The 10197-nt window shown below is 38.2% G+C and carries 12 protein-coding genes, 1 pseudogene and 1 other annotated feature; of the genes and pseudogenes, 3 read left to right on the top strand and 10 right to left on the bottom strand.

All coding sequences use genetic code 11. The features are described 5' to 3' along the window. Positions 1-3: 3 nt before the first annotated feature. The gene (locus tag HT721_RS09095; RefSeq protein ID WP_173212661.1) at positions 4-843 is read right to left on the bottom strand and encodes a DegV family protein; all 840 of its coding nucleotides are present in this window, start codon (positions 841-843) and stop codon (positions 4-6) included. A 141-nt stretch (positions 844-984) separates the two neighbouring features. Here HT721_RS09095 and HT721_RS09100 point away from each other — a divergent pair, with 141 nt between their 5' ends. Beyond that, complete coding sequence (locus HT721_RS09100) at positions 985-1833, top strand: YitT family protein (protein ID WP_000592068.1); 849 nt, start codon at positions 985-987, stop codon at positions 1831-1833. Between the two features lie 87 nt (positions 1834-1920). Here HT721_RS09100 and HT721_RS09105 read toward each other — a convergent pair whose 3' ends face one another. Then, the gene (locus HT721_RS09105) at positions 1921-2838 is read right to left on the bottom strand and encodes a bifunctional riboflavin kinase/FAD synthetase (protein ID WP_173212663.1); all 918 of its coding nucleotides are present in this window, start codon (positions 2836-2838) and stop codon (positions 1921-1923) included. 492 nt (positions 2839-3330) lie between these two features. Between HT721_RS09105 and HT721_RS09110 the strand changes: the two are divergent. Beyond that, positions 3331-3468 (top strand): annotated as a pseudogene (locus HT721_RS09110) (TIGR03943 family protein); the annotation flags it as partial. A 219-nt stretch (positions 3469-3687) separates the two neighbouring features. Here the strand turns inward: HT721_RS09110 and rpmA are convergent. The 4 genes from rpmA to HT721_RS09130 form a co-directional block, all read right to left on the bottom strand. Further along, complete coding sequence (rpmA, locus tag HT721_RS09115; RefSeq protein WP_000916509.1) at positions 3688-3981, bottom strand: 50S ribosomal protein L27; 294 nt, start codon at positions 3979-3981, stop codon at positions 3688-3690. Positions 3982-3997: 16 nt separating this feature from the next. After that, the gene (locus tag HT721_RS09120; RefSeq protein WP_000613699.1) at positions 3998-4342 is read right to left on the bottom strand and encodes a ribosomal-processing cysteine protease Prp; all 345 of its coding nucleotides are present in this window, start codon (positions 4340-4342) and stop codon (positions 3998-4000) included. Positions 4343-4357: 15 nt separating this feature from the next. Next, positions 4358-4672: a 50S ribosomal protein L21 gene (gene rplU, locus HT721_RS09125; RefSeq protein ID WP_000109141.1), complete on the bottom strand. Its 315-nt coding sequence runs from the start codon at positions 4670-4672 to the stop codon at positions 4358-4360. A gap of 36 nt (positions 4673-4708) precedes the next feature. After that, positions 4709-4796: a sequence feature (ribosomal protein L21 leader region), on the bottom strand. A gap of 64 nt (positions 4797-4860) precedes the next feature. Beyond that, positions 4861-5547 (bottom strand): YoaK family protein, encoded by a 687-nt coding sequence (locus HT721_RS09130; RefSeq protein WP_175880196.1) that lies wholly within the window; start codon positions 5545-5547, stop codon positions 4861-4863. A gap of 413 nt (positions 5548-5960) precedes the next feature. Here HT721_RS09130 and HT721_RS09135 point away from each other — a divergent pair, with 413 nt between their 5' ends. Further along, the gene (locus HT721_RS09135; RefSeq protein WP_000981526.1) at positions 5961-6260 is read left to right on the top strand and encodes a YbaB/EbfC family nucleoid-associated protein; all 300 of its coding nucleotides are present in this window, start codon (positions 5961-5963) and stop codon (positions 6258-6260) included. A gap of 450 nt (positions 6261-6710) precedes the next feature. Here the strand turns inward: HT721_RS09135 and pta are convergent, their stop codons facing one another. Genes pta through HT721_RS09155 form a run of 4 tightly spaced genes read right to left on the bottom strand, consistent with a single transcriptional unit; the run spans position 6711 to position 10094 of the window. Further along, entirely contained in the window at positions 6711-7685 is a 975-nt protein-coding gene (gene pta / locus HT721_RS09140) for a phosphate acetyltransferase (RefSeq protein WP_173212665.1), read from the bottom strand. Positions 7686-7727: 42 nt separating this feature from the next. Continuing rightward, a complete protein-coding gene (locus tag HT721_RS09145; protein ID WP_173212666.1) occupies positions 7728-8624 on the bottom strand; it encodes an RluA family pseudouridine synthase in 897 nt (298 codons plus the stop codon). Continuing rightward, positions 8621-9439, bottom strand: a complete 819-nt coding sequence (locus tag HT721_RS09150; protein WP_000799049.1) for an NAD kinase — start codon at positions 9437-9439, stop codon at positions 8621-8623. The genes HT721_RS09145 and HT721_RS09150 overlap by 4 nt, the downstream gene beginning before the upstream one ends. Next, on the bottom strand, positions 9423-10094 hold the full coding sequence (locus HT721_RS09155; protein ID WP_173212668.1) for a GTP pyrophosphokinase family protein: 672 nt from the start codon (positions 10092-10094) through the stop codon (positions 9423-9425). Before HT721_RS09155 ends, HT721_RS09150 begins: the two co-directional genes overlap by 17 nt. Between the last annotated feature and the right edge of the window lie 103 nt (positions 10095-10197).

A 10197-nucleotide genomic window follows, 5' to 3' on the forward strand; every position in this document is an offset into this window, starting at 1 on the left:
TTTTTAGGAGTGATAACGTACCAAAATAGCCCAAGCATTCTCACCTGTGTGCGTTTGAATAATGGAACCCGTTTCCAAAACAGAAATTGGCTGTTCAACATAAGCTTGTAAGCTTTCTTTCATCTCTTTTGCCCAATCAGCACTACCAGAATATGAAATTCCAATCTCTGCTACAGAACGTTCAGAGAGAGATGTTGTCAACTCATCTAACCATTTTTTAAAGGTTTTAGCTCCACGACCTTTAACCATTGGCTGCAATTCATGGTCTTTCATTTGCATGACAACACGGATATTAAGAAGAGAACTCAACAATCCAGTTACACGGCCAATTCGTCCACCTTTAACAAGATTTTCCAAAGTCGAAACACCAATATAGAGTTCTGTGTGGTTTTTAACCTCTTCTATGCGAGTTAAAATTTCCTCCAACTCTTTGCCTTCTTGCGCTAATTTTGCAGCCTCAACAACTTGGAATTTCAAGGCTTGGTCAGTGAAGGAACTGTCAATAACTGTCACGTCGGCAGTAGATAGGCTGGCACCTTGGCGTGCTGCTTCTACAGTACCAGAAAGGGCATGGGACATATGAATAGCAAGAATCTGACTACCATCCTTGCATAGGTCTTCAAAAACTTCAGCGAAGACACCTACAGGTGGTTGACTTGTCTTAGGAAGATTCTTACTTTCTTGCATCAAGTGAAGAAATTTACCTTCTTCTTTCAAATCAGCATCAGAATAAACAACATTATCAATCATTACAGATAATGGAACAATTGTAATATCTAATTGCTTTACTAGTTCTGGTTCAATAGTAACAGATGAATCGGTTACAATCTTAATTTTTGTCATAGTATCAATCTTTCTATTTTAGGATTCAGATTGGTTTTCTTACTTCTAATTATATCAAAAAAAGATTAAAAATCCTAATGGAGTCACTCAAATTTTCCTTAAAAATTTGATATAATCTACTTATAAGAAAAGAGGTGTCCTATGATTAAAAAAATTTACCCCATTTTAACCATTTTATTAGGAGCTGCTATTTATGCTTTTGGGCTGACTTATTTTGTAGTTCCTCATCATCTCTTTGAAGGAGGGGCGACAGGTATTACCCTCATCACCTTTTATCTTTTTAAAATCCCTGTTTCGCTCATGAACTTGCTGATTAACATTCCCCTTTTCATCCTAGCTTGGAAAATATTTGGAGCCAAATCCCTCTATTCTAGTTTGCTAGGAACCTTATCTTTGTCTGCCTGGTTGGCTTTTTTTGAGCGTATTCCTCTTCATATTGACCTTCAAGGTGATTTACTGATCACAGCCCTTATAGCAGGAATCCTATTGGGAATTGGCCTTGGAATTATTTTTAATGCTGGAGGTACAACTGGCGGAACTGATATTCTAGCTCGTATTCTCAACAAATACACTCATATATCAATGGGGAAACTACTTTTTATCTTAGATTTTTGTATTCTCATGCTCATTCTCCTAATCTTCAAGGACTTGAGATTGGTTTCCTACACGCTCTTATTTGATTTTATCGTTTCGCGTGTCATTGATTTGATTGGAGAAGGTGGCTATGCTGGTAAAGGTTTTATGATTATCACAAAACGTCCTGACCAACTTGCTAAGGCGATTAATGATGACCTAGGAAGAGGCGTTACTTTTATTTCTGGTCAAGGCTACTATAGTCAAAAAGATTTGAAAATTATCTACTGTATTGTCGGTAGAAATGAGATTGTGAAAATGAAGGAAATGATTCATCGAATCGATCCTCAAGCCTTTATAACTATTACAGAAGCCCACGAAATCCTTGGAGAAGGATTTACCTTTGAAAAAGAATAAAAAGAGGTAATGTCGTGACCTCAAAAGTTAGACTACATCATCTATCTTTTGGGTTACAGACAACCTCTTTTTTGTTTTCTAAAACGCTCAAGACCAATTTCGAGCTACTTCTTCATCAGCCTTTAACCGATCCACTAATTGGTCAACAGAATCAAATTTTGTCATATCTCGAATGCGATCAAGCCAATAAACCATGACGGTTTCCCCATAAATATCTTGATTAAAATCAAAAATATTGACTTCAAAACGTGCTTCTTCTCCATCAAAGGTCACGTTTTTCCCGACACTAGCCATAGCACGATACTTCTGTCTTTGAATCTCAACATCAACGACATAAACGCCATCTGCTGGCATATAAGTACGGTCTAAAAGCACTAAATTAGCTGTTGGATAACCAATCGTACGACCACGAGCATTACCATGAACCACCATACCTCTTGATGGAAGCGGTGCCCCCAAAAGTTCTCCTGCTTCTTTCACATTTCCATCTAAAATAGCTTGACGGATACGAGTTGAACTAATCTTTCCTTTCTCATCTTCTACAGGTGGAACGATAATGACTTCTCCATCAAAGTAATCCTTTAAGTCTTCTGCCGTTTTTTGGTCAGCACCAAATGTATAATCAAAACCTGCAACAATAATTTTGGCATTCATAGCCTTGATATAAGTTGCAAAAAATTCTTCTGCCGTGAGACTAGCGAATTGACTACTAAAATCAAGGAGATATAATTCTTCTACGCCTTCACGCTTTAGTTTCCTCTCACGTTCAGCAGGGTTCAAAATATGCAAAAACAGATCAGGATGATAAGGCTCTAAAGCAATCTTTGGTGATTCATTAAAGGTCATAACCACGATAGGCAATAAATCCTTTCTCGCAGCCTTATTGGCAACACGAAATAATTCTTGATGCCCCTTGTGTATACCATCAAAATAGCCGAGAACAACGACTGAATCAGATGGTGTGCCAATATCTTTTTGGTTTTTTATAGGAATAGTAATAATCATAAAATAATTATATCATAGCGATAGCTATTTCTGGAACAGAAAATCTGAAATGTCGTTTTTTTCACCTGAAGTGTAGCTGTTTTCAAAAAGCACTTCACTCGATTGTTGCTTAACTATGAACTTTGCAATATTCTTCTCAAAAACTTGTAGAACATCTTCAAAATTTTGAAAGGAGTGATTAGACTTGTTCAGTAACCATAAAGTGTCATACTATGCTTATGTATGAAAAAGCAATGCAACTAACTCCTGAGAACTTTAAATTACTAATTGGTGTCGAAAAGGTAGAATTTAGAATCGAGGTACACCTATGGCTGTAAAATTTACAAAATGAGACAACTTGGGCAAGATATTTGAAGAGTTTCCTAAACTCCCTGATTTGAAGCAAGTCACTTTCCCTGATGACAAAGAAAAAAGCCAAAGCAGAAAAGAAAAACTAGATGACTGCTTTTCAACAACTCCCATCCAGTGTGCTTCAGATTGGAGCTATTTTTCTCTCCGTCTGTTAGCTTGGATTCTCAGACAGTTTCAGTTAAAGAATATCATTTTCCCTTATCAGAAGGAACGAATCAAGCTATTCAGACAAGTGAAGGGACGACAAGCCAATATTTGAAACCAAATACCAGTTCTTATAGTCAATTGAAATAAAATCTGAAGAAATAGAGTAGGAAACTCAAATCAATTTTTAACAGTGTTCTATTCCAGATTCAATCCACTATACATATTAAAAAGTATGGATACCAAAACAAAAAACAGGCTCTCCGAAAACTCGGAAAGCCTTATTTAATGCTACTTCTAGCTTCCTCGCCTTTACATTTCAAGGCTCGGGATAAAAAGGTTCACTGGACCTTTTTATTTAGCGATTGGGTAAACAGAAACTTGTTTTTTATCGCGTCCTTTACGTTCAAAGCGTACTACGCCTTCAACTTTAGCGAACAAAGTATCGTCTCCACCACGTCCAACGTTTACACCTGGGTAGATGTGTGTACCACGTTGACGGTAAAGGATTGATCCACCTGTTACAGTTTGTCCGTCAGCTGCTTTAGCTCCAAGACGTTTCGCTTGTGAATCACGTCCGTTTGATGTAGAACCTCCACCTTTTTTGTGGGCGAAAAGTTGCAAGTTGTTAAGAGTCATTTTTAACATAATGTTTTCCTCCGTGTTAGTTTTCTGTGATAACTCTGGTTTGGACGAACTCAGAAGAGTTCTCCGATAAGTTTGCCATACCTAAGAAAAATGATTCAAAGAATAACTGGGTCATTTCTCTCTGGTGTGAAGGAAGATCTTTTGGTATTTCAACCATCAGATAACCACCTTCATCTTCGTTTAATTCTAGGATTGGTTCATAGCCTGCAAATTTCTCAATAGAATTGATAAAGTTAATGGCAAGCGTAGAAACCGATGCACACACGACATCTAAGCCGTATTCGCCACTCTCGGCGTGTCCAGTAATTTCCGCACTCCTCAGCTCGCCATCTTCGGCTCTCTCAAAGACTGCCTGTATCATGTGTTCTCCTTAAAATTAAGCGTTAATTGCGTTGATGACAACTTTAGTATATGGTTGACGGTGACCTTGTTTACGGTGGCTACCTTTTTTAGGTTTGTACTTGTAAGTAACAACTTTCTTTTGTTTTCCTTGTTTTTCAACAGTTCCAACTACAGTAGCTCCAGCAACAAGTGGAGTTCCGACAACAGTGTTTTCACCACCAACAAGAACAACTTCGTTAAAAGTAACTTCTTGACCAGCTTCAACGTTCAATTTTTCAACGTAAACTGCTTGACCAACTTCAACTTTAACTTGTTTTCCGCCAGTTTTGATAATTGCGTATGTGCTCATTATGCACCTCCTATGATTTTTATGGGTTTCCCCGATTTTTTTGTGAAGACTCGCCTAGCATCGTGGGACGAACCACTTAAACTTGAATAATCAAGCAACGATGTTCGTGCGGTTGCACAGGATCGTGCATAGTCAACTCTTCAAGTATAGCATATCTCCTATTTTCTTACAAGTAATAACACCTAAAATCAAGCTTTTTCTTTTACTTTTTTCTGCCAAGAGGCAAAAAGCATGCTAAGGTAAAAAATACTCATCATAATAGGAACACCAAGAATAGTCTTTTCATGATAGAAAATCGTCAAATAGGCTGAAAAGACAACACCAAGGACAAAACTACTAAGCAGGCTAACAAATATGAACCCTTCACGCAAAAAAGGAGTGTGCTTGGTTCGGAAATAATCCCCAAAAGCCAGCATTGTTCGTTTGATATTCCCTGTCATAAAGGCATTATTGTAAGCAATACCCGAAACCTCACCAAAGGCAGTTGTCACCAAGCCCATACAAAAGGCTAAGGGCGGTACTAGATAGATATTATCTACAGTTTGCGGCACAAAACCAATAATGATTGATAGTATTGCCAAAGGAATCAGTGACAGAATCGGTTTTTTTACAATTCTCAATTTTTCCTTATAAATGGTTAGTAAAAAAACTCCCAGCATAAATGCTATTAAAGTTAAAAGCTTATCCCTAACATCCGAAACATTATTCTGTATTAGCTCTACCGAAAGAAAGACAACATTTCCTGTTTGTCCAGCTACAAGGGTATTCCCGCGAACAATAAAAGTGTAAGCATCTACATATCCAGCACAAAACGTCAAAAAAAGTGCTAACCTTTTAGACTGACGTGATATTTTTCTTATAGGTAATAACCTCATTTTCCCTCCCATTGTATTTTCTCTTAGAATATTGTACCATTTTCTTTCTAAAAAATCGTAGGCTACCATTTAGATTTTACTATTAGCATAAAAATAATAATAGACAACTATTTATCCAAAAATAGATAGAGGTAACATGTTTGTAAACAAAGCATACGAACCTTTAGTAAAATCATTTCCATGAAACTAGAATAGAGCCCCTCTTAGCAAAAATCATTATTTTAATTTATTTCTAATCACTCCTTGATATAAATAACTCTCACCAATAAAAGACTATGTCTTAAAAAAATGGTATAATAAAATCAGTACTTGGGCTTGATGGCTATGCTACTAATAACAATTAGGAGAGAAAATCAGGCACTTGTTAACAACAAGGATTATCCCCTTGAAACGAAAGGAATCTTAAAAATCTTATGATGAACATGCAAAACATGATGCGTCAAGCACAAAAACTTCAAAAACAAATGGAACAAAGCCAGGCCGAACTTGCTGCCATGCAATTTGTTGGCAAATCTGCTCAAGATCTTGTCCAAGCGACCTTAACTGGAGATAAGAAAGTTGTCAGCATTGATTTCAATCCAGCTGTCGTTGATCCAGAGGACCTTGAAACTCTTTCTGATATGACCGTTCAAGCCATCAACTCTGCTCTTGAACAAATCGATGAAACTACCAAGAAAAAACTGGGTGCTTTCGCTGGGAAATTGCCATTCTAAAAACAAGGAGCTAGAACAATACTTGTCGATAACAAAGGCTAAGAAAGGTGCAAAAATTATAAAAAACGCATAATAGCAGGTGTACAAAAAACACTCAATATTATGCGTTTTCTCATGAAAAAATTCTCTTTTCATACTCATTTAATACTCTTCAAAAATCAAATTCAAACTATATCAGCGTCGGCTTGTCGTACTCAAGTACTTCCTGCGCCTAGCTTTCTAGTTTGCTCTTTGATTTTTATTGAGTATAAAATCCAAAAGGGAATTTATCGTTTTACGGACATGTATATTACAGATTTCTATAGGTCGTATATAGACAGGATATCATCGCTTGGAAGTTGTCCTTTTTGACACCAATCAGTAATTTAGTTCTCAGGAGTTAATGGCAGTGCTTTTCGTACATAGTTTCATAACTACAGTATAGCATAGTATATCGCTTTATAGTTTTCACTATTGATGAACTGCTTGAGCTGCTGTGATAAGGGTTAAATTGTAAACATCTTCTGCACTACATCCACGTGAAAGGTCATTAACCGGCTTATTCAAACCTTGTAAAACAGGTCCCACAGCTGAGAAACCACCGAGACGTTCTGCAATCTTGTAACCGATATTTCCAGCTTCGATACTTGGGAAAATAAATACAGTTGCTTGTCCAGCCACTTTACTTCCTGGAGCTTTTAAAGCTGCCGTTTCAGGGTGGAAGGCAGCGTCAAATTGCAATTCCCCATCTATTTCAAGATCTGGGCGTAGTTCATGCGCACGTTGTGTAGCTGCTACTACCTTATCAACGTTCTCACCAAAACCAGAACCTTTACTTGAGTAACTTAACATAGCAATTTTTGGTTCTATACCAAACATTTTCGCAGTGATTGCTGAATTAATTGCAATTTCAGCCAAGGCATCTGCATCAGGATTGATATTGATAGCACAGTCACCAAATAGGTAACGTTCTGAACCACGAGTCATTAGGAAGGCACCTGAAGTACGAGTAACATTAGGACGAGTTTTTATGATTTGAAGGGCTGGACGAACTGTTGCAGCAGTTGAGTGAAGTGCACCTGAAACCATACCGTCAACCAAGCCCATATATACTAACATTACACCAAAGTAGTTAACGTCTTCACGTAAGAGTCTAGCAGCTTCTTCTTCTGTTATCTTACCATTTCGACGTTCAACGAGCGCAGCAACCATTTCTTCAAACTTAGCGTAGTGGTCAGGATCGATGACTTCATAACCCTCGTGAATCCCTTCAATTTCAAGGTAAATTTTAATTTTTTCTGGTTTACCAAGCAAGACTGGAATAACATCTGTTTCTTTTACCAAGCGTTTCGTAGCTTGAAGAATACGAGGTTCTTTTCCTTCAGGTAGAACGATGCGGACATTTTTACCAACTAGGTTGGCTCTTAGACTTTCAAAAACTTCCATGAGTTTTCTCCTTTAAAATAATAAATTATACTCTAATATTTTTTATTGAGTATTAGTTGATAACTGTTTAATAAGGTTACTGAAATCATCCGGCAAGGGACTTTCTAACTGCAAATCTTGCTCTAAAAATGGATGATAAAAGGATAGGTAATGGCAATGCAGAGCCTGACGTTGGATGCCGTCGTCCAGACTACCACCATACAAGTCATCTCCCAACAAAGGAAAACCAATATGAGAAAAATGGACTCGGATTTGGTGGGTTCGACCAGTATGCAAGCGAATATCGACCAAGTGAATATTTCCATAGGAAGCGACAATCTTATATGATGTATGGGCATACTTTCCACCTTTAGCTACTCTTCTAGTGATAATAGAGTCTTCATCACGCGCAATCGGAGCAATAATTTCCCCCTCTGACTCCAAATATCCATCTCCTTTAACGAGGGCAAAGTAGCGTTTTTCAATGGACTTCTTCTGCAACTGCTTGTCTAATCGTGCGTGGGCATAGCCGTGCTTGGCGAAGAGCATCAAGCCAGAAGTGTCCCTATCAAGTCTGGTCACAATGTGAACCTGCTGATTTTCATAATTTTGCTTGACATAGTAACCCTTAATAAAATTGGCAATGGTATTAGAGTGATTGACACTAGGAATAGAAGCCACTCCATAGGGTTTATTTAAGACTAGAAAATGGTCATCCTCATAGAGAATATCCAGTGGGCGCTCGATTGCTTCTAGAGTTTCAAAGCCTTCCTCAGCGGGAATGTCAATGGTAACGCGGTCTCCAAGATCCAATAGATAGGTTGCATTTTGTGGTTGGTCATTGACCAGAATAGCTCCACCACGAAATTTAATCTTGGCCAGCAATCCCTTAGAAACCTCGTGCTTTTTTAAGAAGGTCTTAACCTTGACATGTTCATCTGCGATAAATTCAAACCTCATTCGTCCACCTCGCCGATAAAGGCATCCTTAACGCGGTTCCAGAAACTGGTATGGCTAGGAGTCGCGACAAAGTGAATCTTATGATGATCAATTTGATACTCGATTCGCTCGATACTACGAAAAGAATAGACACTATTGTCAACCGAAATGGTGTGGTAATCATTTCTTGTTGGAATGAGTTCAATCTTATCCTTCTTAGGAACAATAATGGAAGAGCCCAGCGTTCGATAGACACGATTATTAAGGCTGGCAATTTCCGTTAATTGCAAAGCTTCAATGGTAGGATGTAAAACAGCACCACCAAGAGACTTGTTATAGGCAGTACTACCAGTCGGTGTCGAAACTGTTAGCCCGTCTCCACGAAAACGTTCAAAGGGAACACCATTGATGACAATATCTGCCACCATGGTTCGATCAGACCTGCGAATGCTGGCTTCGTTGAGGGCACGAAAAATCTTGACCTCTCCATTTCCAAGAAAAACCTTCACATTTAGAACAGGGTAAGAAACCCTTGCTCCGGTATCTAGCTGCAAATTGGTCATTAACTTATCCAACTCAAAATCACGATAATCGGTATAAAAGCCCAGATGTCCTGTATGAAGACCGATAAAGCGTACCTTATCAAGTTGGTCTTCGTACTTATGAAAGGCCGACAAGAGCATGCCATCTCCACCAATGGAAATGACAATGTCCGGACTGCTATCATTGAGTATAAACTGATTTCTCTTCAAACGATCTCGCAATTCATACAAAACCCTTTGACTCTGCGGTTTTCTATTGGCTATCAGATCAATTCGCTTACCTGTATTCTTCATCTGTATCGTCACTATTTCCTACACCGTCATTTAATTTTCTACTCAAAGGATCAAAAAGAGCCTGAGCTTCTTGGATATCATCTCGAATTTTACCCATTTCTTCATCCAACTGATGGGCGATTCTAGCTGTAATTTCCAGTCGCTTCTTAATCTCCTCTGGGAAATCCCCTTGGTACTTGTAGTTGAGAGAATGTTCTATCGTTGCCCAGAAATTCATGGCCAAGGTACGTATTTGAATTTCTGCCAAAATAGTTTTGGCTCCATTGATGGTGTCAACCATATATTCTACTACCACATGATAGGAACGGTAGCCTGATGCTTTTCTATGAGTAATGTAATCTCGCTCCTGTATGATTCGCATATCCTGACGCTTACGCAAAATCTCCACCACTTCTCGGACGTCATCTACAAACTGAACCATCACACGTAAGCCAGCAATATCCTGCAAATCGTGTTCCAAGGTCGCATAAGTAATGCCACGACGAGCCATTTTTTCCTTGATACTTTCAATTGGCTTGACTCGACCGGTCACAAACTCAATCGGAGAATGCTTATTTTGCTTACGATATTGCTTACGAATACCACGTAGTTTAATCTTTAACTCACCAACAGCTTGAATGTAAGGATCTAGAAATTCTTCCCATTCTAAGGTCATATATTCTCCCTTGTTCTCATATTATCCGTCAAAAATATCTTTGATTTTTTCTCCAGATTCATATACAATAAATACAATGCTTATTATACCATAAGTGAAAAAC

The organism is Streptococcus sp. 4094 (assembly GCF_013277125.1).
Classification (GTDB): Bacteria; Bacillota; Bacilli; order Lactobacillales; family Streptococcaceae; genus Streptococcus.